Raw genomic sequence first — 25,793 nt, 5'->3', positions numbered from 1 at the left:
CGACAATAATAATAATCTGTTTTAAATCCGAATAATATTTACAACTTTAAGGAAATAAAAGTACCTTTGCGTTTTTTAATTATATGAAGAAAGAATTAAACTTTGCCATCGTTGGTTGTGGTAGAATAGGAAATAGACATGCCGGTCATATTAACAATAATGGAACGTTAAAAGCGGTTTGTGATATTGAATTTGAAAAGGCTGAATCTTTAGCAAAAGAATATGATGCTACAGCATATGCTTCGATAGAAGAATTGCTATCTAATGAGCCTGATGTTGATTTGATTGCAATTTGTTCTCCAAACGGGTTGCACGCCGAGCATACAATCCAATCTTTGAAAAGCGGTTTTCATGTGCTTTGTGAAAAGCCTATGGCTATTAATGTTTATGATTGTGGAGAAATGATCAAAGAAGCAGAAAAAGCCAACAAGAGATTAATGATTGTAAAGCAAAATCGTTTTAATCCACCAGTTGAAGCGGTTAAAAAAATAATTGATGATGGTAAATTGGGTAAAATTTATTCTGCACAATTAAATTGTTTCTGGAACAGAAATCCTGATTACTATAAAAACTCTTGGAAAGGTACACAAGAATTAGATGGAGGTACTTTATATACGCAGTTTAGTCATTTTATTGATCTATTGTACTGGATTGTAGGAGATGTAAAAAATGTTGAAGCTTTTGGAGGAAATTTTCATCATCAAGGGATCACCGAATTTGATGACAATGGAGTGATTGCTTTGGAGTTTTATAATGGTGCATTAGGAAGTATTAACTATACAGTTAATAGCCACGGGAAGAACATGGAAGGTTCTTTAACTATTTTTGGTGAAAAAGGAACTGTGAAAATAGGAGGGCAATATCTTAATGAATTAGAATATCAAAATATAGAAGGGTATAAAGTAGAGAATTTACCAGAAGGAAATACTGCAAACAATTATGGTCAATATCAAGGATCTATGTCTAATCATGATAAGGTATATGAAAATGTTGTTGAAGTATTAACGAATGATGGTGTGATTTCTGCAAATGGATTTGAAGGTCTTAAGACTGTTGAAATTATAGATAAGATTTATAATAAAATTAGTGATAGGAACAAGTCTATCTAAATAATATGAAGAACGTTGTATTTTTAGGTTCGAAGAAAATTGGTTTAGAATGCCTTCAGCATCTTTTCGAAAAATCGAAAACACTAAATTATAATATTCTTGGGATCTTAACCAATAGTAGAGGAAAAGAGATTTTAGATTATGCAGAGTCGAATAAAATACGGGTTATTAAAGGCTTGGATGAGTATATTAATCTAAAAGAAGAGGTTGATATCGCAATATCAGTTCAATATCATCAAATCCTTAAAAAAAATCATATCGAAAAAGCCAAGGAAATAACCGTTAATTTGCACATGGCTCCTTTGCCCGAATATAGAGGATGTAATCAATTTTCTTTTGCTATTCTAGAAGATAAGAAAGAATTTGGTACAACTATACACCGTCTAGAAGAAGGAATCGATTCTGGGGATATTATTTTTGAAAAACGATTTCCCATTAAAGAAGGTAGTTGGGTAAAAGATTTGCACCATGATACTCATCTTGCCTCTGTTTCCTTATTTGAAGAAAGCCTTGGTCACTTAATAAATGGCAATTATAAACTCATACCACAAGAGGATTTTATAGAAGAGCGAGGAACTTCCTTACACTATAGGAAAGAGATTAATGACATCAAAGTAATTGATTTAAACTGGCCTCAGGAAAAGATAGAAAAACACATTAGGGCAACCTATTTTCCTGGTTTCGAGCCCCCATATTGTTTAGTTAATTCTCAGAAAATATATTTTGAAAAAAATGATAAAATTTCTTGACTTACAACATCAGTATAAAACGATAAAAAAAGATATTGATGCCGCTATTGAAAGTGTTATTACAAATTCTGCTTTCATAGGTGGAGACGAAATAAAGAAACTTGAAAAGGACTTTGCTTTATTTCAAGATGCAAAACATTGTATTGGTGTTGCTAATGGTACAGATGCTATAGAAATAGCTATTGAAGCATTAAACCTTCCACCTGATTCAGAAATTATTGTTCCTGCTAATAGTTTTATTGCGAGTTCTGAAGCTGTTACAAGATCGGGTCACAAAGTAGTATTTTGTGATTGTAATCTTGATAATTATACAATTTCTATACAAAGCTTAAAAGAGGTAATTACAGAAAAAACAAAAGCAATTATTGCAGTTCATTTGTACGGTCACCCTTGTGATATGGGCGAACTTTTACAAATTGCAAAAGAACATGATCTCAAAATTATAGAAGATTGTGCACAAGCTCACGGTGCCGAATATAACGGAAAAAGAATAGGTGCTCTTGGAGATATAGGAACTTTTAGTTTTTATCCAGGTAAAAATCTTGGGGCCTATGGTGATGGTGGCGCAATTGTAACCAATGATGAAGAGTTAGCAATTAAATGTAGAATGATTGCTAATCATGGAAGAATAGAGAAATATAACCACGTTTTTGAAGGAAGAAATAGTAGATTAGATAATTTACAAGCCGCCATTTTAAATGTAAAATTAGGCCACCTTGAAGATTGGACAAATCAACGCATTAAAATAGCCGATTTTTATCTCGAAAACCTAAAAGATGTTTCAGAAATTGTATTGCCTAAAAGATCAGAATGGGCAAGACAGGTATATCATCTATTTGTTATAAGAACTGATAGAAGAGAAGAGTTAAAAGCTTATTTAGGAGAGCAAAATATTCAAACAGGGATTCATTACCCTATTGCTTTGCCTAAGCTTAAGGCATATGACTATGTTGGTCAAGCCAAAACAAGTTTTAATGCAAATAATACAGATACTTTGCTACTAAGTCTACCTATCGGTGAACATCTAACATTAGATGATGCTAAAATAGTAGTCGAGGCGATAAAAAACTTTTTTTAATAAGATGAGTTATGATGTCACAATTGTTGGAGCCGGTATTGTAGGCCTCGCTACGGCATATAACCTTTCTAAAGCGGCTCCCCATCTTAAGATAGCAGTTTTAGAAAAAGAAAAATCAATTGCTTCTCATCAAACAGGACATAATAGCGGTGTTATCCATTCGGGTATTTATTATAAACCAGGTAGTGCTAAGGCTATAAACTGTAGAAAAGGATATGATCTTCTTTTAAAGTTTTGCAAAGAAGAACAAATTTATCATGAAATATGTGGTAAGATCATTGTTGCAACGAATAGCAATGAGGAAAAAAAACTACAAGATATTTATGATAGAGGTATACAAAATGGGTTAACCGGGTTACAGATATTAAATCAAGAAGAACTCAAAGAAAAAGAACCTCATGTTTTTGGGACTAAAGGAATTTTTGTTCCTCAAGCTGGTATAGTGGATTATAAAAAAGTATCTCACAAACTTTTTGAAATAAGCGAACAAAATGGTGTAAACTTTTTTTTTGACAAGAAGGTTATTTCAATAGAAAAGCAAAAAGAAAGTTATTTAATAAACACTAACAGCAAAGCTATAAATACTAAGTTTTTAGTGAATTGTGCAGGACTATATTCAGATAAAATTGCAAAAATGGATGGGTTTAATCTAAATGCTAAAATTATACCATTTAGAGGAGAGTATTATTTGTTAAAAGAAGAAAAAGCTAAGCTTGTTAATAATCTAATTTATCCAGTACCTGACCCAAATTTTCCGTTTCTTGGAGTACATTTTACAAGAAGAATTAACGGAAAAGTAGATGCAGGACCAAATGCAGTACTTGCATTTAAGAGAGAAGGGTACACAAAATCTGATATAGATTTAATGGAGTTTCTTGAGAGTATCTCATATCTTGGATTTATCAAAGTGGCTTTAAAATATTGGAAAATAGGAGCTTTTGAAATGTATAGATCATTTTCTAAAAAGGCTTTTGTTAAATCACTGCAAAAACTAATCCCCAAAATAAAAGAAGAAGATTTGATTATTGGAGAAGCTGGAGTTAGAGCACAATTATGTGATATAAAAGGTAATCTTATAGACGATTTTTTAATCGAGAAAAATGACAATGCCGTTCATGTAATAAACGCTCCTTCACCCGCAGCTACTTCATCATTAAATATTGGTAAAGAAATAACTAAAAAAGTACTTCAATCATTATAAATGAAGAATATTTGGATTATTAATCAACACATATCAAGCCCCGATATTGAAGGGGACGGATATAGACATTCTTATATTGCTAAACACTTAAAAAAAGAGGAGAAATTTAATATCCTATTAATTACTTCTTCCTTTTGTCATGCACCATTTAGGCATAATAAATTTAAAGGTTTATATAAATATGTAAATAAAGATGTTAAAACCCTTATTTTAAAGGGTAATAAATATAAAACATCCCATGGTAAATGGAGAATAGTAAGCTGGCTCATATTTTCAATGAATTTATTTATTGTTCCTCTGATCTCAAGGAAGAAAGTTCCAAAGCCAGATATTATTATGTTGTCTTCTCTTCCACTATTACCAGTTTTAAATATTGTTATTTTTAAGAAGCTTTTTTATCCAAAAGCAAAATTCGTTTTTGAAGTAAGAGATTTGTGGCCATTATCTGCTCTTGAATTGGGTAATTATTCTGAAAAAAACATTTTTATTAGATTTTTAGGGTATTTAGAGCGGCTAGGTTACTCTAAAGCAGATAAACTTATTTCTGTTCTTCCAAGAGCAGATAAACATTTTAAGCAAGTCTTGGGTCATCAAAATTTTGATTTCAAATGGGTTACTAATGGTTATGAATTACCAAGTGATAAAGAAGAAATTGTTATAGAAGATATTTTTAAGGAAAAAATAAGCGAAGACACATTTAATATTGGATACGCAGGAACGATTGTAATTGCTAATCCCCTGGATACAGTAATTAATGTTATTTCAAAACTTAAAGAACAAAATATTAATCTATATATACTTGGAGGTGGTCCAGAAAAAGAACGACTTTTAAAGTTATCCGAGAATTATGATAATGTTCATTTCTTGGATAGAGTACCTAAACAGTATGTGAAACTATTTTTATCTAAAATGGATGTCTTGTTTATGGGAAAAGGAACCAAAGACACCAAGATTTATAAGTTTGGAACATCACAATTGAAAACATTTGATTATTTCTATGCAAAAAAACCTATAATTCAGGCTTTAGGGTCAAATGAAAACCCGGTGACTTACTCTAAGTCTGGTTATGTGGTGCCGCCCGAGGATGAAGAATCTTTAAAGGAAAGAATTTTATATTTTAAAAGCTTATCTGAAGAAGAACGGTTACAATATGGTGAGAGAGGATATAAATATTTGATTGAAAATTGCACCTATGATAAAATAAGTGAATCATTTGGTGAAATTTTTGAAGATTTATAAAAAATATTCCTCACTTTTTTTTAATTGACCCGTAGTATTTGAAGATGCTTAATTTTTGCCCTTAACTTATTAATGATTAGTTTTGTCTTTTAAAATTTGAAATGAGTTTGAAAATACTAGTAACTGGTGCAAATGGATTTGTTGGATCTGCACTTATGCCTCGATTGGAGGAACTTGGACATCAAGTTAAAGGAATTGATAGAAACGATACCCCTTTATATAAAATTCATAAAAACACCATTATTGGGGATATTTTTGACATCTCTAAAATAGAATCTCTCAACACTACATTTGATATAATAATACATTGTGCTGCAGCAAAAAATGACTTCGGAATATCTGATAAAGAATATTTTCGAGACAATGAACAAGCAACCAAAGTTCTTATTGAATACGCCGAAAAACAAAACATTAATAAAGTAATCTATTTTAGTACTGTATCGGCTTACGGTCATCAAGATAAAATATGTGACGAGAGTGATGAGTTACTTTCGAATACTATCTATGGAGATTCCAAATTAGCAGGCGAATATGTGATAAATGATTGGTTAGAAAAAGATGAAAATAATCGAGCAGTAATACTGAGACCTTCGGTTATTTATGGTGTGAACAATTATGCCAACATGTATAACCTAATTGATAAGATGTACGGAAATCCTTTATTAATGATAGGCAATGGTAGTCATGTTAAGTCCATGGTAGCTGTATCTAATATGGTGGATATGACAATATTTACTATGGATTTAGGTTTTGATAAAAAGGTTGAGATATTTAACTGTATTGATAAACCTTATATAAGCCTTAATGAATTAATGAAAATCGTTGCTTCTCAAGAAGGCTTTGCAATGCCAAAATTAAATATTCCTGTCTGGTTTGCTTATGTTCTAGCCACGCCTTTCGAAATACTTTCAAAACTCACTGGGAAAGATCTGAAGTTAAATTGGAATAGAATAAAAAAATTCGCTACTTCAACTGATTATCGAGCTGAGAAAATTAGAGAAAAAGGATATGTTCAAAAATTTTCGACAGAAGAAGAAATTGTAAAGATGGCAACCTGGTATAGATCACTTAAAAAATAATAACATGAAGCAAAAATTAATTTTACTAGGGCTTAACGAACTTAATTTTGACTTTATTAAGCATTACGTTAATCAAGGGATCCTTCCAAATTTCAAAAAGATATTTGATGAGTATGATGTTTTAGAAACTTCTTCAGAAAAGGAGTATAAGCTTTTAGAACCTTGGATACAATGGGTAACCGTGCATACAGGTAAAACGTATGAAGAGCATAAGGTTTTTAGATTAGGAGACATAGTTGATAGAAAGGATCTAAAACAGATATTTGAAATAGCTGAGGAAAAAGGGTTAACTGTTGGGGCCATCAGTCCTTTTAATGCAGATAATAGATTAAAAAATTCTAAATTTTTTGTTCCAGACCCTTGGACACAAACAGAAGCTTCGGGAGAAAAGTTCATACAAGATGTGTCTAAGGCGGTTTCTCAGGCAGTAAATGATAATGCAAAAGAAAGTGTTTCCAAAGAGTCAATTTTTGCTATTTTAAAGACACTGCTTAAGGTGGTAAGACCTTCGGCTTATATGCAGTATTTTAAATTATTACTTTCAATAAAATCTAAAGTAGGTATTAAAGCTGTAGTTTTGGATAAGCTTTTAGGAGATACATTTATCCATCAATGGAAAAAACATAAACCTGATTTTTCTAATCTTTTTCTAAATACTGGAGCACATTTTCAACATCATTATATGTTTAATTCCTCTGCTTACGATGGGGATCTTAAAAACCCAGATTGGTATTGTTCTGAAGATCAAGATCCTTTGCTGATGATTTTTAAAGAGTATGATAATGTGATCGGAAAGCTAATGAAACTTGATGTAAGATTACTTTTATGCACTGGGTTACATCAAAAACCGCATAAGCACAATACTTTTTACTGGAGATTAAAGGAACATGTTTCATTTCTTCAAGATACATTGGAAATTAAAAATATCCAGAAAGTTACTCCAAGAATGTCGAGAGATTTTCTAATAGATTTTGACACGGCAAATGATGCTTTGAAAGCTCAGAGTATTTTAGAAACGTATAAGTCTGAGAAAGATGAAATTAATATATTCACAATAGACAATAGAGAAACTAGTCTTTTTGTTGAACTTACATACTCCAATGATATTGATGATAATTTTAATATTAAAGGAGAAAAATTGGTTCATAACTTTGAAAATGAGGTAGCCTTTGTTGCAATTAAGAATGGAGAACATCATCATATCGGATATTATGTTGATACTGGATCTGAAATAAAAGAAACAGATAAAACTATAGAACTTAAGGAGGTTTTTGAAAAATTGGTTCATTCGTTTAATTGAAAACCTATTAATTAGACTCATTTGCCTATATTTGTCCTCAATTACAATGCGTAATTAAATATTTTCTTTTGCCTTTATACTATCCAATATTGTTTTTTTTCGGAGCTTATGCCTTGACATATTTTACTATTCCTAAAATTATTGGATTAGTAGAAAATAAAAGGTTAATGGATGAGCCAAATAATAGAAGTTCTCATAAAACGAAAACTCCTACGTTAGGTGGGGTTTCTTTTTTTTATACTATAATCTTTACACTGTTTTTTCTAAAACAATGGGATTCTAATAGTGAGGCAATGTATATTATACCAGGCTTAACAATACTTTTAATTATTGGTTTAAAAGATGATTTATTAGTATTAGCACCTTTCACAAAATTGCTAGCCCAGTTGTGTGCGCTTGGATTTGTTTTGTTGAATGAAAACTTCATTGTGCATTCTCTTAATGGTTTTTTAGGAATACATGAAATCCCAATTTATTTGTATTATTTGGTTGGTGGTTTTGTAATGCTCACCGTTATAAATGCGTATAATCTTATCGATGGTATAGATGGTCTTGCGGCTATAGTTGGGATAGTAATTTTAATTATGTATGCGACTATCTTTTATTTTACAAATGACTTTTTTTATACGCTTTTGTGTTTGGCATTAAATGGAAGTCTTATTGCTTTTTTATCATTTAACCTGTCCTCTACTAAGAAGATATTTATGGGAGATACAGGTTCGCTCATTGTTGGTTTTATCATAAGTATTTTAACACTAAAATTTTTGACGCTAACAAAAGAAAGCTATAATAACCTTCCTTTTCTATTAGAAAATGGCCCTATCATCGCAATGAGTATTTTGATTGTTCCATTATTTGATACCGCAAGAGTTTTTACTATTAGAATAGCTAACAAGAAAAGTCCGTTTTCACCAGATAGAAATCATATACACCATATTCTTATTGATTATTTATCTTTATCACATAGACAAGCTAGTCTTTTTCTAGGCGGATTCAATCTCCTTTTTGTTGTTCTTTTTATATTCTTGGGGAGTACCTCAAAAAATGGATATCTTTTGATTTTTCTTATAATAATAATTATTGGTTTAGGGTATTTATTTTTCAGATTGGATTTTAGTTTTTCAAACCTTAAAAAGAAATTAATATTAAGAAATAAAGTGGATAACTTGAAGAAAGAGGTTAAAAAAAATAGAAAAAAATTAACGAATAAAAAGAAAAATAAAGATAAATGAAAATATCGGTAATAGGCACGGGGTATGTAGGTTTAGTTACAGGAACTTGTTTAGCAGAAACAGGAAATGAGGTTGTTTGCGTTGATATAAATGAAGAAAAAGTGGCTAAAATGAGAGGTGGAGAAGTTCCTATTTACGAACCGCATTTAGACGTCTTATTTGAAAGAAATATAAAAGCTAATCGCTTAAAGTTTACCACATCATTAAAAGAAGGTCTTGAGCATGGAGATATTGTTTTTTTAGCTTTACCTACACCTGAGGATGAAGATGGTTCTGCAGATTTATCATATATTTTGGGGGTTTCTGAAGAAATAGGGAAAATTATCTCAAGTTATAAAGTGATTGTGGATAAGAGTACAGTTCCTGTTGGTACTGCAGAGAAAGTTCATGCGGTTATTTCCAAAAATGCCAAATGTGACTTTGATGTAGTATCTAATCCAGAGTTCTTAAGAGAAGGTTTAGCTGTTGATGATTTTTTGAAACCGGAAAGAATAGTTGTTGGTTCAAGTTCTGATAGAGCAATTGAGTTGATGCAAAAACTCTATAAACCTTATGTGCGATCAGGTAATCCGATCATTATCATGGATGAAAAATCTGCCGAACTTACAAAATATGCTGCAAATTCTTTCTTAGCTACAAAGATTACATTTATGAATGAAATAGCGAATTATTGTGAGAAAGTAGGAGCTGATGTCGATAAAGTTCGTAGAGGAATGGGAACTGATTCTAGAATAGGAAAACGATTTTTGTTTCCAGGAATTGGTTATGGAGGATCTTGTTTTCCAAAAGATGTAAAGGCTCTTCATAAATCAGGGAAAGATGATAATTATGATTTTAAAATTTTAAAATCTGTAATTGAAGTAAATGCGGCTCAAAAGGTTACTTTAATACCAAAGATTCAGGATTATTTTAAGAATGATGTTAATAATAAAACATTTGCTATTTGGGGATTGGCCTTTAAACCAGAAACAGATGATATTAGAGAAGCACCTGCTTTAGATATTATTAATGATTTATTAAGTAAAGGAGCAAAAATAAGAGCTTTCGATCCAGAAGCTATGCCCAATGTACGTAGAAAGTATAAAGATAAAATACAGTTTGCCGATACCATGTATGATGTTTTAGAGGATGCGGATGCACTTATTATTTGTACCGAATGGAGTATTTTTAGAACTCCAGACTTTGCCAGGCTTAAAGAAGCTATGAAAGGAAAAGTAATATTCGATGGTAGAAATTTATATGACTTGGAAGATGTTAAGAAAGAAAATATGTCTTATTATTCAATAGGTAGAGAAACAATTATCTGATCAGGTTAATTATGAAAAGGATATTAATTACTGGAGCAGCTGGTTTTTTGGGATCACATTTGTGTGATAGATTCATTAAAGAAAATTTTTATGTGATCGCCATGGATAATTTAATTACTGGTGATCTTAAAAACATTGAACACTTATTTAAGCATAAAAATTTTGAATTTTGTCATCATGATGTTTCAAAATTTGTGCATGTTTCTGGTGATTTGGATTATATTTTACATTTTGCTTCTCCTGCAAGTCCAATAGATTACCTTAAAATCCCTATTCGCACTTTAAAAGTAGGTTCTTTGGGAACACATAACTTACTGGGGTTGGCTAAGGAAAAAGGAGCCAGAATCCTTATCGCCTCTACTAGTGAAGTATATGGAGATCCTTTAGTTCATCCGCAAACTGAGGACTACTATGGCAATGTAAATACGATAGGGCCTAGAGGGGTTTATGATGAGGCTAAGCGTTTTCAAGAATCTATTACAATGGCATATCATACTTGTCATGGTCTACAAACTAGAATAGCAAGAATTTTTAACACCTATGGGCCTCGAATGCGTTTAAATGATGGTCGTGTGGTTCCTGCATTTATAGGTCAAGCTCTGCGAGGTGAAGATCTTACAGTTTTTGGAGAAGGATTACAAACACGTTCTTTTTGTTATGTTGATGACCTGATTGAAGGGATTTACAGGTTGCTTTTTAGTGACTATGTTTATCCAGTTAATATTGGAAACCCTGATGAAATCACAATTAAAGATTTTGCAGAGGAAATAATTAAGCTTACGGGAACTGATCAAAAAGTAATCTATAAGCCACTACCAGTTAACGACCCATTGCAAAGACAACCAGATATATCTCGGGCTAGAGAAATTCTTGATTGGGAACCTAAAATGGGAAGAGAAGAGGGAATGAAAAATACTTTGGATTATTTTAAAAGCCTTTCAGAAGAAGAACTTTATAAAAGTGAACACAGAGATTTTTCTTAAATCCAAAGACTGGTGTTTCGTGAAAAGTGAGTAAACAAGGGTTATTCGTTGCAAAATATATTAAAACATTATACGTTTCTAATTAATCATAACCCAGTAAAGTTAATCATATAACACAAAAAAATATGAGATTTAGGTTAACCGAAATGTTTTACAGAGATAAAAACAATTTGGTGCTTACCATATTTTGGAATAGCCTGTATACTGCTTTTTTTTTATTACCTCTCGGAATTAATCTCCCTACTCCATTTTTTATAATTTCCATTATATTGGGAATGATTAATGTATTTAAATCAAATAAAAAGTTTGTTTTAGATAATAAGGCATTGTTACTTTTCCCTCTTTATTTTGTAATTATAGTGTTGAGTTTGATTTACACAGATAATATTTCTGATGGGATGAACCTTATTCAACGTTCTTTATCATTGCTGTTTTTCCCATTAATTTTTCTATTTGTTAAAGAAGATGCATCTACGGTTAGAAAACTCTTTGATTTCTTGCTTATGGGTCTAATAGTATCCTTTTTTATAAACTTTGCCATTGGTGCCTATGATGTGTTCGAATATATAAAAAGAAGTGGTGGTGTTTTTGAAACCTCTTGGGATGGTGTGTCTAATCTCATGAACTCATTGATACGAGGATGGAGTTATTTTGTAAGAGCAGAGTTTTCAAAATTAGTCAATCCAAGTTATGTTTCCTTATATATACTATTAGTACTTAGTTATTACTTAAAAAATAAACTTGTGTCAAAAGTACAAGTTGCGATTATTTCTATACTATTTCTATATCTTTTCTTATTATCATCAATAGCGGCATATTTAATCTTAACGATTATGTGTGTGTTATTAATTTATGAGATTTCGGACAAGAGTAAAAAATACACGATGTCTATCTTGTTTGTTTTAGGAATGATTGTATTTCTAAACAACCCTAGAGTTTTTGATTTTTATACTAATGTAGCCGGCTTCCGAAATACGTTTGGAATGAATAGTATAACTGTTGAAAAATCAAGATTATTAACATGGAATGCAAGTATACAATTAATAAAAGAAGCTCCCTTGTTGGGATACGGCGTAGGAGATACTAACGATGCTCTAATAGAAAAATATAAGGAACTAAATTACTTTCATAATTATAACAATAAATACAACGCCCATAATCAGTTTTTACAAACATTTCTACAAACAGGAGTTTTAGGTTTTAGTGTCTTAATTTGCATTTTTGTGCTGTTGGCTCTTAGAATGAATAGAAGTAAAAATGAATTTTCGGTCTTTCTAGTACTTTTTATATCATTGTTTTTTGAATCCATGCTCGTAAGATTTAATGGTATTGTATTCTTTTCTATTATTATCCCTTTATTATTAAAAAAGAGGAGCATTTTGAGTAGTAGAATTATTAGAAATGAGCCTGCGCTAGAAAAATAAATAGTTTTCATAATTCTCCGAAAATATTACGTTAGAACTAAAGTTTTTCATAAAAACTATTAGTACCACAACCTTGAATAAACTATTTTTGACGCATTAAAATTAAAGCTACACGTTATCATGAATATTTTAGTACTTGGATCAGGAGGGAGAGAACATACTTTTGCCTACAAAATAGCACAAAGTGAACTATGCGATCAATTATTTGTTGCACCAGGTAATGCAGGAACAGATGCAATAGCAACAAATGTTGCAGTAGCAGTAACGGATTTCCCTGCCATTAAATCACTTGTGCTAAAAGAAGAAATAACCATGGTTGTGGTAGGTCCAGAGGATCCATTAGTTCAGGGGATTAGTGATTTTTTTGCTCAAGATGATGCATTAAAAGATGTTGTGGTTATTGGCCCTTCAAAAGAAGGAGCGCAACTTGAAGGAAGCAAAGAGTATGCGAAACAATTTTTAATTAGACATGATATTCCAACTGCTGCTTACCAAAGTTTTACTCAAGCAAACGTAGAGGAAGGAAAGAAATTTTTAGAGACTCTTAATGCTCCTTATGTATTAAAAGCAGATGGATTAGCAGCGGGAAAAGGAGTGTTGATACTTCAGGATATTGAAGAAGCTAAAAAAGAACTTGAAAACATGCTGACCAATAAGAAATTTGGAGTGGCAAGTGAGAAAGTAGTGATCGAAGAATTTTTGGATGGTATTGAATTAAGTGTATTTGTGCTTACTGATGGTAAAAATTATGTAACACTACCCACCGCAAAAGATTATAAACGTATTGGTGAAGGGGATACTGGTCTTAATACAGGAGGTATGGGAGCAATCTCGCCAGTTCCTTTTGCTGATCTAGCACTTATGGATAAGATCGAAAGTAACATTGTTAAACCTACCGTTAATGGATTGGCAAAAGAGAATATCGATTATAAAGGCTTTATTTTTATAGGGTTAATAAAAGTTGGGGATGATCCAAAAGTAATCGAATATAATGTACGAATGGGAGACCCAGAAACCGAAGCAGTATTACCTAGGGTAAAAACGGATTTGGTGAAACTCTTTAGACATGTTGGCAATCAATCTTTGAATACTGTTGATTTAGAAATTGATGAAAGGAGTGCCGCTACTGTAATGACAGTATCAGGAGGATACCCTGAAGCTTATGAAAAAGGAAAGGGAATTTCAGGTATTCAAGAAATTTCGGATTCTATCGTTTTTCATGCTGGAACAAAAATTGATAATGGTCATGTGGTAACCAATGGAGGTAGAGTAATAGCCATTACTTCTTTGGATAAGGACTTTAGACAAGCATTAAAAAAATCGTATCAAAATATAGAAAAATTGCATTTTGATAAAATGTATTACCGTAAGGACCTGGGATTTGATTTGTAATCTCTATAGAACAGAACAATAATAATAAAAGCGCATATAAGATAAATCCTATATGCGCTTTTATAATATACTTAAATAAAAGTATACTATTAAACTCTTTTTGAAATAAAGAAATAGATTAATCTAAGAACGAATGCGCCTTAGGATCTCTGTTTTCTTCATTATTATCATTAAAACTCTTTAATTCTTTCATCCAATAGAAAAAAGCAACAAAACCAATTAACATAAACAACCAGTTTATAATATTGGCAATCCCCCAACTTTCTAATTCTAATGCCCTTAGGGCATCCATAGGGATAAACAATACATTTACGAAAAGAGACTCGATAGCTTCAAATAATTCTTTCATAATTCAATTTATGAGTGTGGTATAAAAATATACACTAAATTAGTTCTTCAATAATTTGGGACCAAAAAATATTGTCCACGGCAAAAATATAAAAAATAGTAGTGTTATCAAGCTTTTTTAGTAAATCAAAACCCATAAATTATATTGCAATTGCAATATATATGCTTTTACTCTTGGGTATTGCGCATTATAAAAAAGGAGTTGTGCTCCAAAGTGAATCTATTTTTTTAATTTTAGCAGGGATTATACTGTATATACTCCCCATGTTACTGCTTAATTTTCTAGTTCAGAAAAACGACCTTACCTATAAGGGAACGTATACCATATTGTTATATGCTTTTTTAACTGGCATACTACTTAATTCTTTAACAGACATCAATATATTGCTGGCTTCTGGGTTAGTAGTTTTAGGATTAAGAAATATACTTCGGCTAAGAGATGAAAAGCATATGAAGGCTAAAATTTTTAATGCATCTCTTTGTATCGGAATTGCATCGCTTGCCTATTTTTGGAGTATTGGCTTTATTTTTTTGGTGTTTTTTGGTGTTTTTTATTTTGAACCTAAAAATTATAGAAACTGGATTATTCCTTTGATTGGGATTGTTACGGTGTATACCTTCGCAAATTGCTTTACATTACTCTTTTACGATTCTTTTTTTACGGTGACGGATTATGTAGACCCCGTTTCATTTTCGTTTCAAAATTACCTGGTTAAAGATCAATTATTTTCGATAGGTATATTGTCGATATGTATAGTATTCTTTCTTTCGATATACCTGATCAAGTATAGTCGTAAAACGGCAAACCTAAAGCCTATACTAAGGTTAATGATTGTGTATTTGATTCTCGCCGTCGGAATTGGAATAGTCGCACCGGAGAAAAATACATCAGAATTGTTTTTTATTGCAACTCCTCTCGCGATAATTGGTACAACTTATTTAGAAACCAATTATAATGTGCTGGCCAAAGAAATTAACATCTGGGTATTTGTATTAATTCCTTTTACGATGTTGTTGTTTTAAGATGCCTAATCCTATCGTAAAATATAATACCTTTGTAGACATTTTAGAAAAACGATAGTTCAGTATGTTTACCGATAAAGCAAACAAAATTTTTAAAGAAGTTATTGATCAATATCACATAATCGATCAAGTTGATCAAGAATTCTCTAATCCATATGATAGTAAATCACAAGTTCTAGAACATCTACTATATCGAAAATGTTGGATCGATACCGTACAATGGCATTATGAAGATATTATACGTGATCCGGAGATTGATCCTGTGGCTGCATTAAAGCTTAAAAGACAAATTGATGCTTCTAATCAGGATCGTACCGATATGGTAGAGTATATAGATAGTTATTTCTTAGAAAAGTATAAAGCAATCACACCAAAAAGTGATGCTGCCATAAATACGGAGAGTCCTGCTTGGGGAGTTGATAGATTATCTATCTTGGCGCTTAAAGTATATCATATGCACCAAGAAACGATTAGAGAAGAAGCGTCAGTAGACCATAAAACAACTTGTGAGGCAAAATTAAATGTATTATTAGAACAACGTGTTGATTTATCAACAGCGATAGATACATTATTGAATGATATCGAAAATGGAGATAAATACATGAAAGTCTATAAACAGATGAAAATGTATAATGATGATGAGCTAAATCCTGTATTGCGTGGGGAAAAGTAGTGGTAATACTACCAAATTACCTGAAACGAATGTTTTAGTAATTCGTTTATCCGCCATGGGAGATGTAGCAATGACCGTTCCTGTTTTACGAACATTTAGAGCGACATATCCCGATGTGAAGCTTACGGTACTTACTCGAAAATTCTTTGAACCTATTTTTTCAGATATAGAAAACCTAGAAATCTATCATGCCGATGTTACAGGAAATCATAAAGGAATTCTAGGGTTAAATAGATTGAGTAAAGAACTTCGCCGGTTAGGAGTTAATGCTGTTGCAGACTTACATAATGTGTTAAGATCGAATGTCTTGAAAGCTTTTTTTTCAATTAAAGGAATAAAAGTTGTACAAATTGATAAAGGCAGAGCAGAAAAAAAAGCATTAACCAGGTCGACAAATAAGGATTTCAAGCAGTTAAAAACTACGCATCAACGATATGCAGATGTTTTTGAAGGATTGGGATATCCGATCGATCTAAGCCATCATAAATTTCCTGCAAAGAAATCGTTAACACCTAATATTGTTTCTTTAACTCAAGATTCTACCAAAAAATGGTTAGGAATAGCTCCTTTTGCTCAATATGAGAGCAAAACGTATCCTTTGGAGTTAATGATTGAAGTAATCGAAACATTGGATCTTGAGGATCGCTTCGAAATTTTCTTATTCGGGGGAGGAAAGCGAGAATCTGATATTTTAAATAATATAGCATCTAAATATAACAATGTAGTTAATGTTGTTGGCAAATTACCCTTTGAAGATGAATTGAAATTAATAGGTAATCTAGATATTATGTTGTCTATGGATAGTGGTAATGCTCACCTTGCTGCAATGTATGGCGTGAGAACCATTACTTTATGGGGAGTAACACATCCCTTTGCTGGTTTTATGCCTTTTGGACAACAAGAAGAAGATGCTATTTTGCCAAATTTGGCTAAGTATGACCAAATTCCAACATCTATCTATGGTAATAAAGTTCCTGAAGGCTATGAAAAAGTGATGTCCACAATTTCACCAGAAAAAGTATTGCAAAAGATAAATAGTTTATAATTGATTTTTCGAAGTCTTAATGCAGATTAAGTAGCATTTAGGGTTTATTAAACATCATCAAAATCAACCTTTATAGACCCCGAAGTAGGATGTGCTTGGCACGCTAAAACCAGGCCTTCGGCTATTTCACCATCGGTAAGAATACTGTTTTTTTCCATAATAGCTTCTCCTTCAGAAATTCTACAAATACAGGAACTACATACACCTCCTTGACACGAATAAGGAGCATCTATATCCTCGATTAAGGCAGCATCAAGTAAGGTTTTTTTCTGATCCATTATAAAATTAAACTCTTCATCATCGACTATAAGGGTAACCGAAGTTTTCCCTTCCAGGTCAGCATCAATCTCGGTTTCTTCACTACTGCTGGTAAATAATTCAAAGTGAATTTGGTTTTTATCAACACCATTTTCTTGTAAGATGTGGGTTACAGTATTAATCATCTCTTCTGGACCGCACAAATAGAACGCATTAAATGTGGTGTCCTTAAATTTATTTTTGAGAACATAGTTCACAGTAGACTTTTCTATTCTACCAAAATGGGCTTGTTCCTGTTGGCTTCTGCTGTATATAAATTCAATGAATAAACGATTTGGATAAGCCGTTTGTAACTCTAACAATTCTTTATGAAATATAGTATCTTCAGGAGTTTTGTTTCCATATACTAATACAAATCGACCATTAGTTTCTTCTTCGAGTACAGACTTGATCATACTCATTATTGGGGTGATTCCACTACCTGCTGCAAATGCTGTGTATGTATTGCCCGCACTTGTACCGGTATTAAGAAGAAACTGACCCTCTGGAGGGTGTACTTCTAATATGTCGCCTACTTTTAATTCGTTATTTGCAATTACAGAAAAAGTACCATCTTTAATTTCTTTGACTGCTACTTTAAGTTCTCCACTCTTTGAAGAACTACATATAGAATAAGCTCGACGAACTTCTGTTCCTTTAATTTCAGTTTTTATCGTGATATATTGCCCCGGAATAAAAGTGTAAGTTTCTTTTAGTGCTGAGGGAACATCAAAAGTTATCGAAACAGCTTGAGATGTCTCTCTTGTGATATGTTGTATAGATAGTTTATGAAAATCTGGCATTACGGTAATTTTTCGCAAAAATAACAAATGCTTTAAGAGCAAATACGTTTTAAGATAAAATTATCTAAATCTATTTTGTAACAAAATTGAAGTTTACAGTACTAAATAGTATACGAAGTGATTTCTACTTCTTTAAAATTCTTCAACTATGTTTAAACACTTTATTACCTTACAATGGAAATCCTTTTGGAGATCAGCCTCTCTAAGTTCTGGGCTTTTTATGAAGCTTTTTATGGGATTTTGGGCAGTATGGCTTATCATAATGATGATTTCTGGAGGAGCTGGAGCTTTTTTCTATATTAAAAAAGAATTGTGCCTTGATCCATTAGAGGTAGTAAATAGATTTTTAATCTATTGGATGATTGCAGATCTAATATTTAGGTATGCACTCCAAAAAATGCCTATCATTAATATTAAACCACTATTACTTTTACCATTTAAGAAAAAGAAGATTGTTTCATATGCTTTTGGTAAAACGGCATTTTCGTTTTTTAATATCGTGCATGCTTTCTTTTTCGTACCTTTTTCAATACTGTTAGTGGCCAAAGGAAACCACCCTGTTGGTAATGTTTTACTCTGGAATCTTGGATTGATAGCAATTATTTACTCTAACAACTTTTTAAACATACTGTTGAATAAAAAAGATAATCTTATCTTTTTGGTAGGCGGTATAGTGGCAATTTTTATAGGACTACAGTATTTTGGTTACTTTGATATTACAACCTATACAGCTCCGTTCTTTGAAGGGTTGTATAACTCATGGCTTATTGTTTTGGTGCCAATAACAATTCTTGTAATCTTATTAGTTCTTTCGTTTAAATCTTTTGTGTCTGATTTATATCTGGATGCTGGATTAGCTTCAAAATCCAAAGATATAAAGACCGAAAACCTGGATTGGTTAAACAGATTTGGGAAAACAGCAACATTTCTTAAAAATGATATCAAACTAATCAAAAGAAATAAAAGAGCTAAGTCTACAGTTTTGGTGAGTTTTTTATTCCTTTTTTATGGACTGTTATTTTTCACAGGAGCTGTAGAAGTATACGATGGTCCGGTCTGGAGAATTTTTGCAGCTATTTTTGTTACAGGTGGCTTTCTGCTAAGCTTTGGCCAATTTGTACCTAGTTGGGATAGCTCGTATTATCCGTTAATGATGAGTCAAAATATTAAATACAAAGAGTATTTGTCTTCAAAATGGTGGTTAATGGTTATCGCGACTTTAATATCTACAGTATTGGCATCTGGGTATTTGTATTTTGGATGGGATGTGTATTTGGCAATAATTGTAGCTTCAATTTATAATATAGGAGTTAATTCTCATGTGGTTTTATGGGCTGGAGCCTATGTTAAAACACCGATTGATCTTACGAGTAATAAAAAAGCCTTTGGAGATAAACAAGCCTTTAATACCAAAACATTATTGCTTTCTCTGCCAAAAATGGCATTACCAATGATTTTATATGCAATAGGACATTATGCGTATAGTCCTTATGCGGGATATGCATTGGTAACTATTGCAGGAATTGCAGGTTTTGCATTTAAGGATGCAGTATTCAATAAAATTGAAAAAATATATAGAACAGAAAAGTATAAGACCATAGCGGCATATAAACAAAAAAATTAAGAATAATGATATCAGTACATAATCTTACTAAAACATATACAGGAAATACAGTCTTAAACATTGAGCATTTAGAAATCCATAAAGGAAATAGTTTTGGCCTTGTTGGAAATAATGGTGCAGGTAAAACAACTTTATTTAGTGCACTTTTGGATTTAATTCAGCCTACAACGGGACATATAGAGAACAATGGTATTAAGGTAAATCTTAGCGAAGACTGGAAAGCCGTTACGTCTGCTTTTATTGATGAAACATTCTTGATAGGATATCTAACAGCCGAAGAGTATTTTTATTTCATAGGAGAATTAAGAGGCGAAAATAAAGCTGATGTTGATTCATTATTAGCAGAATTTCAGGATTTTTTCCATGATGAGATTTTAGGACAAAAAAAATACCTTCGAGACCTCTCTAAAGGAAATCAGAAAAAAGTAGGTATCATAGCAGCACTTATAGGTAAACCCGAGGTTGTGATTTTGGATGAACCTTTTGCTAATTTAGATCCAACTACTCAAATACGACTAAAAAAAATTATTAAAGAATTGGCGGCAGACCCAGAAGTTACTGTTTTGGTATCTAGCCACGATCTTATGCATGTTACCGAAGTGTGCGAACGTATTGTAGTGCTAGATAAAGGAGAGGTAGTTAAAGATTTAGCAACTTCACAAGAAACGCTAAAAGAATTAGAAGAGCACTTTAATAAATAATAGTGTTTTTCAAGTACTATATGAGAAGTTAAGCTAAAAGAAAAACCCAGAAACATTCGTTTTTAAAAACCGTAGTGCTTTGCTAATATGTACTTCTACGGTTTTTGTAGAGATACCTAATATCTCTGCGATCTCTTTATGTTTCTTTTGTTCAATGCGACTTAGTTTAAAAACTTCTCGACATTTTTTAGGAAGTAGTTCAATAGCTTTTTCTAGCTTATTCCAATCTGCTTCTCTTTGATCTTCTTTTTCATCATACATGTCAAAAAGCGTTTGCCATTTGATTTCATCCAGGGCATCATATTCCTTTTTTTGTACACGCAGATGCATCAAAAACTCATTATGACAAGAACGGAAAAGGTAATTTTTTAAGGAAGTTGTAATCTTTAATGAAGATTTTTTTTCCCAAAGGCGTAGCATAACGTTTTGAACCAAATCTTCAGATAGCGTACTATCATGACAGAGTTTGTAAACGTAGTTACATAACCACTCATAGTATTGGTCAAAAAGAATTTTATAACTCTTCTCGTTTCCGTTAGTTAATCCCTTTATAAGTGATTTTTCTATGTCAGGGTAATTATTTTTCATGATCAAAATCACTTGCTAAATTATAAAAATTAAAATAAAGTAAGGGATTAATAAGATTTCTGCATCATATATATAGAAAAAGAATAGAATGAATAATTATTTAACAATAATTAAGAAGTACCTCGAAGGAGAGATCTCGCTTTTAGAAAAGGAAAAACTGAAGCAGTGGTTGGAAGATGATGCGGCAAATGAAACAATTTTTAAAGAAGAAATAAAAAACTGGTGCGCTACACAAAAAGGAATGCAGGTTAAACCAGATAAAGCCTATGAACGTTTTGTAGGGGTTATAGCTCAAAAAGAAACTAAGGTAATCTCATTCAAGCCTTGGATAAAGATGATTACATATGCAGCGGTTGTTACAGGTGTGCTTTTTGGGGTGTATTATTATACAGTAACCAATGAATCTTTGTTTAAAAGTAGTCCTAATGTTGTAGAAGTAGATTATGAATCATTAGATAAAATAAAGATTGTACAAGCAGATGGTACAATTACGTATATGGATTTCGAAGATACTGGTAATGTTGTAGATCCAAAAGGTAATCTGGTAGTTAAAAAAGAACAAGATCAATTAATAGTGCAAAGTAGCACTGCGTCTTCTAAAACGGAATATCTTGAAATCTCTATCCCCAAAGGAAAATTATTTCAACTTAGTTTATCAGATGGAACCAAAGTATGGTTAAATGCGGCCAGTACTTTGAGATTTCCTCAGCATTTTGATGCTACAGATAAAAACAGATTGGTACATCTTGAAGGAGAAGCGTTTTTTGATGTAACAACAAATAAAGAACAACCTTTTATTGTAAAAACAGGAGTCGTAGATGTCGAAGTTTTAGGAACACAATTTAATATATCATCGTATAGCGAAGATAGCACTGTAAAAACAACCTTGGTAGAAGGAGCAGTTGCAGTAAATGATCCTAGTAATGTTGCCAAAAACTTAAGGTTAACCCCGAATCATCAAGCAATATATAGTAAAGAAAATAAGGTATTACAACAAAAAAAGGTGAATACAGCTTTGTTTACATCTTGGATGTATAGGAAGATTATATTACAAAATGAATCTTTTACCGAAGTGTGTAAAAGAATTGAACGTACCTATGATGTTGAGATAACAAGTACTAATGAAAAACTAAATAACACACGTTTTACAGGAGAATTTGATATAGAAAATGTAAGACAGATATTAAACGTGTTTTCTGAAACTATAGCATTTACATATACTATAAAGGATAAAAAGATTACAATTAATCCGTAAAATAAGAAAGGAAGTGCTGCAACACTTCCCCTTACAATTTGATTATTATTTAACTGAGTACTAACAACCAAACTTTTCAAAATTATGAAAAAAAAGGGTAACCGTACGCTATTTTCAAATTTAGCGCACAAATCAATCGTATTAAGAATGAGGCTTACACTAGTTTTATTTTGTTTTTCCATCTTTCAAATGATGGCAACTTCTGGGTTTTCTCAGGGCAAGATAGAACTTGATTTTAAACAAACACCAATTACTGAGGTATTAGAAGAAATTAAAAATCAAACTTTGTATAAATTCTTCTATATCAGTGATGAGGTAAATCTTGAACAAAAAACTTCAATTAAAGTAAAAAAAGAAACTATACATACAGTATTATCTCTGCTTTTTGATAATACAGATATTTCATACGCTATCGTTGGAAAGCAAGTGGTTTTAAAAAAATCTCCTTTAACAAAAGAAAAACTGGAATTACAAAGAGAGATTAAAGGAAATGTAAAAGATGCTAATGGAAGCCCTCTACCAGGTGCAAATGTATTAGTAAAAGGAACCACCATCGGAGCGCAAACTGATTTTGAAGGTAACTTTACGATCAATTTACCAGATGAGAATACTACTTTGGTTATTTCTTATATTGGTTTTGAAACTACAGAAATCGATGTTACCGGAAAAGATTTTATATCTGTTACGTTAAAGGATGCGTCTGCTCAACTTGATGATGTAGTAATTGTAGGTTCTAGAAATCCAAGTCGTACTGCTACAGAAACAACAGTGCCTATTGATGTAATAGATATTACACAAATAGCAACGCAAGGACCACAAACTTCGGTAAACGAGATTCTTAATTATGTGGCACCTTCGTTTACCTCTCAAACACAAACGGTTTCTGACGGAACCGATCATATCGACCCAGCATCTTTACGAGGGTTAGGGCCTGATCAAGTGTTGGTGTTAATTAATGGAAAAAGAAGACATAACACAGCTTTGGTTAATGTTAACGGTACCGTAGGAGCAGGTAGTGTAGGTACAGATATGAATGCAATACCTACAGCGGCTATTAAAAGAATTGAAGTATTAAGAGATGGGGCAGCAGCACAATATGGATCTGATGCAATCGCAGGGGTTATAAATATTGTATTAAAGAAAGCTACTAATAAATTAGATGTTACGGTAACTACCGGTGCTAATTTTAGCGAAAACTCTAACCAATTTGATGGCGGTAGTGATGGTGAAAAAGTAAAAATAGATGTAAACTATGGGTTGCCAATAGGTGATGATGGTGGGTTTATTAATTTTACGGGATCTTTATCTACAAGAGAGCCAGCTTTAAGAAACAGAGATTATCAAGGAGACATTTTTAGAGGGTTTCATGGTGCCGAACGTGTGTTTGCAGCCGGTGGAGGAAATGTTGCAGAAATGACATTAGCAGATTATCAAACCGCAGCACAAGGAATCACGTACCTCGATCAAGCAACTAGAGATCAAATTGCAGCTCTTGATGTTACTGATCCTACAGATATAGATACATTTAGAGGATTGTTGGATTTTGATGCTGATGAAGATGAACTTACGGCTAGAGGGTTAACAAGAACCGATTTTAGATTTAAGGTAGGTACTGCAAAATTAAGAGAAGGAAAGTTCTTTGCTAACATGGCAATTCCATTAGGAGAGGATGCAGAATTCTATAGTTTTGGTGGAATTAGCTATCGAGAAGGGTTGGCTTCAGGTTTTTATCGTAGACCAGCACAAGGAGATGGCCGCGCTAATACACCGGCTTTTCCTAACGGGTTTTTACCAAATATAGGAACCGATATCGTAGATAAGTCTATCTCGGTAGGGATCAAAGGAAAAGTAAAAGATTGGAATGTTGATTTTTCAAATACATATGGGATCAATACATTTGATATTACAGTAGGTAATTCTAGTAATGGAACCCTAGGAGTGGCAACACCTCGAAGTTTTGATGCAGGGTCACTTAGCTTTATGCAAAACACTACAAATTTGGATATTGGTCGGTTTTATGAAGATATCTTTAGTGGTTTAAATGTTGCGATGGGTGCAGAGTATAAAGTAGAAAATTATTCTATTACTGCCGGAGAAGAAGCATCGTACACTAGTTATGATGTAAATGGTAATGTGGTAACAGGTACGACTCCAGATACCGATTTAGTTCGTAATAATTTTACAGGCGCAGTATTAGGAGGCGGATCTCAAGTGTTTAGAGGGTACGATCCTAATAATGAGACTGATGAATTTAGAAATAGTATTGCTGCGTATATAGACCTCGAGGCTGATTTTACAGAGCAGTGGTTAGTAAGTTTAGCTGGGCGATATGAGAATTTTTCGGATTTTGGAGACACGTTTAATTACAAGTTGGCAACTCGATATAAAATCACTGAAAACTTCTCGGTTAGAGGGGCGAATAGTACAGGTTTTAGAGCGCCATCTTTACATCAGCAATTCTTTAGTAGAACTAGTACAGTATTTGTAGATAACCAACCTTTTGAACAAGGGACGTTTACAAACAATAGTAGAGCTGCTTCTTTGATTGGGATTGCAAAACTTAAAGAGGAAACTTCTAGCAGTTTTAGTTTAGGACTTACTGCCAAAATTCAAAATTTTACGATTACAGCAGACGCTTATTTGATTAATATTGATGATAGAATTGTGTATAGTGGTAGTTTCGGAAACGGTGGTGATCCAGAGCTGACTCAGATATTCGAAGATGCTGGAGCAACAAGTGCACGTTTCTTTGTAAATGCTATAGATACCAAATCTCAAGGAGTAGATATAGTTGTGTCGCATAAAATGGATTTTGGAGAAAATGTTACTTTAAAAAATGATCTTTCGGCAACTTTTGCTGAAACTGAGGTTGAAGAAATTCGAGTTCCGGAAAGAATAGCAAACGCAGGCCAAAGCGGTAACTTCTTTGATGGGCAGGAAGAAGCTTTTCTAACCCTAGCACAGCCAAGAACAAAATTAAGTCTTACTAATGTGCTGTCTTTTGGCAAATATGATGTGTTGTTACGAAATGTGTTTTTTGGTGAGGTTACTGATCCAGATGATTTTAATGGTGATCCAAGAGTAGAAGGAACTGTGGTAAGTGAAGATGCGGTTTATGGAGGAAAAGTAGTAACAGATCTTTCTTTCTCGGCAGAACTTTTAGAAAACCTAAATATCACCATAGGAGCTAATAATTTATTAGACGTGTATCCAGATGAAAATAGGGATGGAGGAACCGCAGGTGATCAATTCGTTTACTCAAGAAGAACGTCTCAATTTGGGTATTCTGGTAGATTTTTATTTGCAAGAGTTAATTTTAGCCTATAAGTACGTTTCATTAATT

The 25,793-nt window shown here is 32.4% G+C and carries 22 protein-coding genes; 19 read left to right on the top strand and 3 right to left on the bottom strand.

Translation table 11 applies throughout. The features are described 5' to 3' along the window. The first annotated feature begins 83 nt into the window (after positions 1-83). The 12 genes from DK508_RS17090 (at position 84) to purD (ending at position 14,093) form a co-directional block, all read left to right on the top strand. Positions 84-1,109: a Gfo/Idh/MocA family protein gene (locus DK508_RS17090; RefSeq protein WP_109302003.1), complete on the top strand. Its 1,026-nt coding sequence runs from the start codon at positions 84-86 to the stop codon at positions 1,107-1,109. A gap of 5 nt (positions 1,110-1,114) precedes the next feature. Next, complete coding sequence (locus DK508_RS17085) at positions 1,115-1,858, top strand: formyltransferase family protein (protein ID WP_109302002.1); 744 nt, start codon at positions 1,115-1,117, stop codon at positions 1,856-1,858. Further along, positions 1,842-2,936 (top strand): DegT/DnrJ/EryC1/StrS aminotransferase family protein, encoded by a 1,095-nt coding sequence (locus tag DK508_RS17080; RefSeq protein WP_109302001.1) that lies wholly within the window; start codon positions 1,842-1,844, stop codon positions 2,934-2,936. The genes DK508_RS17085 and DK508_RS17080 overlap by 17 nt, the downstream gene beginning before the upstream one ends. 4 nt (positions 2,937-2,940) lie before the next feature. Further along, a complete protein-coding gene (gene lhgO, locus DK508_RS17075) occupies positions 2,941-4,137 on the top strand; it encodes an L-2-hydroxyglutarate oxidase (protein WP_109302000.1) in 1,197 nt (398 codons plus the stop codon). Then, positions 4,138-5,376 carry a glycosyltransferase family 4 protein gene (locus DK508_RS17070; protein ID WP_109301999.1) on the top strand — a complete coding sequence of 413 codons (1,239 nt, stop codon included), beginning with the start codon at positions 4,138-4,140 and terminating at the stop codon, positions 5,374-5,376. It abuts the gene before it with no gap. A 107-nt stretch (positions 5,377-5,483) separates the two neighbouring features. Further along, on the top strand, positions 5,484-6,455 hold the full coding sequence (locus tag DK508_RS17065) for an NAD(P)-dependent oxidoreductase (RefSeq protein ID WP_160114771.1): 972 nt from the start codon (positions 5,484-5,486) through the stop codon (positions 6,453-6,455). Positions 6,456-6,459: 4 nt separating this feature from the next. Then, positions 6,460-7,755, top strand: coding sequence for an alkaline phosphatase family protein (locus DK508_RS17060; protein WP_109301997.1), 1,296 nt, complete (start codon positions 6,460-6,462; stop codon positions 7,753-7,755). A gap of 68 nt (positions 7,756-7,823) precedes the next feature. Continuing rightward, positions 7,824-8,987 carry an MraY family glycosyltransferase gene (locus tag DK508_RS17055; RefSeq protein WP_235016429.1) on the top strand — a complete coding sequence of 388 codons (1,164 nt, stop codon included), beginning with the start codon at positions 7,824-7,826 and terminating at the stop codon, positions 8,985-8,987. Next, positions 8,984-10,294: a UDP-glucose/GDP-mannose dehydrogenase family protein gene (locus DK508_RS17050; RefSeq protein ID WP_109301996.1), complete on the top strand. Its 1,311-nt coding sequence runs from the start codon at positions 8,984-8,986 to the stop codon at positions 10,292-10,294. Before DK508_RS17055 ends, DK508_RS17050 begins: the two co-directional genes overlap by 4 nt. Positions 10,295-10,305: 11 nt before the next feature. Beyond that, a complete protein-coding gene (locus DK508_RS17045) occupies positions 10,306-11,277 on the top strand; it encodes a UDP-glucuronic acid decarboxylase family protein (protein ID WP_109301995.1) in 972 nt (323 codons plus the stop codon). Positions 11,278-11,402: 125 nt separating this feature from the next. After that, entirely contained in the window at positions 11,403-12,701 is a 1,299-nt protein-coding gene (locus DK508_RS17040) for an O-antigen ligase (RefSeq protein WP_109301994.1), read from the top strand. Between the two features lie 120 nt (positions 12,702-12,821). After that, positions 12,822-14,093: a phosphoribosylamine--glycine ligase gene (purD, locus tag DK508_RS17035; protein ID WP_109301993.1), complete on the top strand. Its 1,272-nt coding sequence runs from the start codon at positions 12,822-12,824 to the stop codon at positions 14,091-14,093. A 118-nt stretch (positions 14,094-14,211) separates the two neighbouring features. On the opposite strand, the gene DK508_RS17030 is transcribed toward purD, so the two are convergent. After that, positions 14,212-14,442 (bottom strand): uracil phosphoribosyltransferase, encoded by a 231-nt coding sequence (locus tag DK508_RS17030; protein ID WP_109301992.1) that lies wholly within the window; start codon positions 14,440-14,442, stop codon positions 14,212-14,214. A 101-nt stretch (positions 14,443-14,543) separates the two neighbouring features. Between DK508_RS17030 and DK508_RS17025 the strand changes: the two genes are divergently transcribed. The 3 genes from DK508_RS17025 to DK508_RS17015 all read left to right on the top strand — a co-directional run bounded on the left by DK508_RS17025 (position 14,544) and on the right by DK508_RS17015 (position 17,182). Continuing rightward, complete coding sequence (locus DK508_RS17025) at positions 14,544-15,464, top strand: DUF6427 family protein (protein WP_255411350.1); 921 nt, start codon at positions 14,544-14,546, stop codon at positions 15,462-15,464. 64 nt (positions 15,465-15,528) lie between these two features. After that, positions 15,529-16,137, top strand: coding sequence for a DUF4254 domain-containing protein (locus DK508_RS17020; RefSeq protein WP_109301990.1), 609 nt, complete (start codon positions 15,529-15,531; stop codon positions 16,135-16,137). Next, positions 16,124-17,182: a glycosyltransferase family 9 protein gene (locus tag DK508_RS17015; protein ID WP_370443854.1), complete on the top strand. Its 1,059-nt coding sequence runs from the start codon at positions 16,124-16,126 to the stop codon at positions 17,180-17,182. The genes DK508_RS17020 and DK508_RS17015 overlap by 14 nt, the downstream gene beginning before the upstream one ends. 47 nt (positions 17,183-17,229) lie before the next feature. Here DK508_RS17015 and DK508_RS17010 read toward each other — a convergent pair whose 3' ends face one another. Next, a complete protein-coding gene (locus DK508_RS17010) occupies positions 17,230-18,282 on the bottom strand; it encodes a ferredoxin--NADP reductase (RefSeq protein WP_109301988.1) in 1,053 nt (350 codons plus the stop codon). A 148-nt stretch (positions 18,283-18,430) separates the two neighbouring features. Between DK508_RS17010 and DK508_RS17005 the strand changes: the two genes are divergently transcribed. Further along, positions 18,431-19,906, top strand: coding sequence for a DUF5687 family protein (locus DK508_RS17005; protein WP_109301987.1), 1,476 nt, complete (start codon positions 18,431-18,433; stop codon positions 19,904-19,906). Between the two features lie 5 nt (positions 19,907-19,911). Beyond that, the gene (locus DK508_RS17000; protein ID WP_109301986.1) at positions 19,912-20,607 is read left to right on the top strand and encodes an ABC transporter ATP-binding protein; all 696 of its coding nucleotides are present in this window, start codon (positions 19,912-19,914) and stop codon (positions 20,605-20,607) included. 33 nt (positions 20,608-20,640) lie between these two features. Here DK508_RS17000 and DK508_RS16995 read toward each other — a convergent pair whose 3' ends face one another. Then, complete coding sequence (locus DK508_RS16995) at positions 20,641-21,195, bottom strand: RNA polymerase sigma factor (protein ID WP_109301985.1); 555 nt, start codon at positions 21,193-21,195, stop codon at positions 20,641-20,643. 88 nt (positions 21,196-21,283) lie between these two features. On the opposite strand from DK508_RS16995, the gene DK508_RS16990 reads away from it, so the two are divergent. Both DK508_RS16990 and DK508_RS16985 read left to right on the top strand, forming a co-directional pair. Next, positions 21,284-22,450 carry a FecR family protein gene (locus tag DK508_RS16990; RefSeq protein ID WP_109301984.1) on the top strand — a complete coding sequence of 389 codons (1,167 nt, stop codon included), beginning with the start codon at positions 21,284-21,286 and terminating at the stop codon, positions 22,448-22,450. Positions 22,451-22,597: 147 nt separating this feature from the next. After that, positions 22,598-25,777, top strand: coding sequence for a TonB-dependent receptor (locus tag DK508_RS16985; protein ID WP_160114770.1), 3,180 nt, complete (start codon positions 22,598-22,600; stop codon positions 25,775-25,777). Positions 25,778-25,793 lie beyond the last annotated feature (16 nt).

Origin of the sequence: Aquimarina sp. AU474 (assembly GCF_900312815.1) — a bacterium.
Lineage (GTDB): Bacteria > Bacteroidota > Bacteroidia > Flavobacteriales > Flavobacteriaceae > Aquimarina.
Note: the sequence above shows the minus strand (reverse complement) of the source record. Positions and strands in the feature narration are given on the sequence as shown.

Bases quoted from the DNA above. Each gene is read 5' to 3' on its own strand.
- DK508_RS17000 (WP_109301986.1), top strand. From the start codon at position 19,912: ATGATATCAGTACATAATCTTACTAAAACATATACAGGAAATACAGTC.
- DK508_RS17080 (WP_109302001.1), top strand. From the start codon at position 1,842: ATGATAAAATTTCTTGACTTACAACATCAGTATAAAACGATAAAAAAA.
- DK508_RS16985 (WP_160114770.1), top strand. From the start codon at position 22,598: ATGAGGCTTACACTAGTTTTATTTTGTTTTTCCATCTTTCAAATGATG.
- DK508_RS17010 (WP_109301988.1), bottom strand. From the start codon at position 18,282: ATGCCAGATTTTCATAAACTATCTATACAACATATCACAAGAGAGACA.
- DK508_RS17085 (WP_109302002.1), top strand. From the start codon at position 1,115: ATGAAGAACGTTGTATTTTTAGGTTCGAAGAAAATTGGTTTAGAATGC.
- DK508_RS17060 (WP_109301997.1), top strand. From the start codon at position 6,460: ATGAAGCAAAAATTAATTTTACTAGGGCTTAACGAACTTAATTTTGAC.
- lhgO (WP_109302000.1), top strand. From the start codon at position 2,941: ATGAGTTATGATGTCACAATTGTTGGAGCCGGTATTGTAGGCCTCGCT.
- DK508_RS17050 (WP_109301996.1), top strand. From the start codon at position 8,984: ATGAAAATATCGGTAATAGGCACGGGGTATGTAGGTTTAGTTACAGGA.
- DK508_RS17020 (WP_109301990.1), top strand. From the start codon at position 15,529: ATGTTTACCGATAAAGCAAACAAAATTTTTAAAGAAGTTATTGATCAA.
- purD (WP_109301993.1), top strand. From the start codon at position 12,822: ATGAATATTTTAGTACTTGGATCAGGAGGGAGAGAACATACTTTTGCC.
- DK508_RS17045 (WP_109301995.1), top strand. From the start codon at position 10,306: ATGAAAAGGATATTAATTACTGGAGCAGCTGGTTTTTTGGGATCACAT.
- DK508_RS17030 (WP_109301992.1), bottom strand. From the start codon at position 14,442: ATGAAAGAATTATTTGAAGCTATCGAGTCTCTTTTCGTAAATGTATTG.
- DK508_RS17005 (WP_109301987.1), top strand. From the start codon at position 18,431: ATGTTTAAACACTTTATTACCTTACAATGGAAATCCTTTTGGAGATCA.
- DK508_RS16990 (WP_109301984.1), top strand. From the start codon at position 21,284: ATGAATAATTATTTAACAATAATTAAGAAGTACCTCGAAGGAGAGATC.
- DK508_RS17040 (WP_109301994.1), top strand. From the start codon at position 11,403: ATGAGATTTAGGTTAACCGAAATGTTTTACAGAGATAAAAACAATTTG.
- DK508_RS17070 (WP_109301999.1), top strand. From the start codon at position 4,138: ATGAAGAATATTTGGATTATTAATCAACACATATCAAGCCCCGATATT.
- DK508_RS16995 (WP_109301985.1), bottom strand. From the start codon at position 21,195: ATGAAAAATAATTACCCTGACATAGAAAAATCACTTATAAAGGGATTA.
- DK508_RS17090 (WP_109302003.1), top strand. From the start codon at position 84: ATGAAGAAAGAATTAAACTTTGCCATCGTTGGTTGTGGTAGAATAGGA.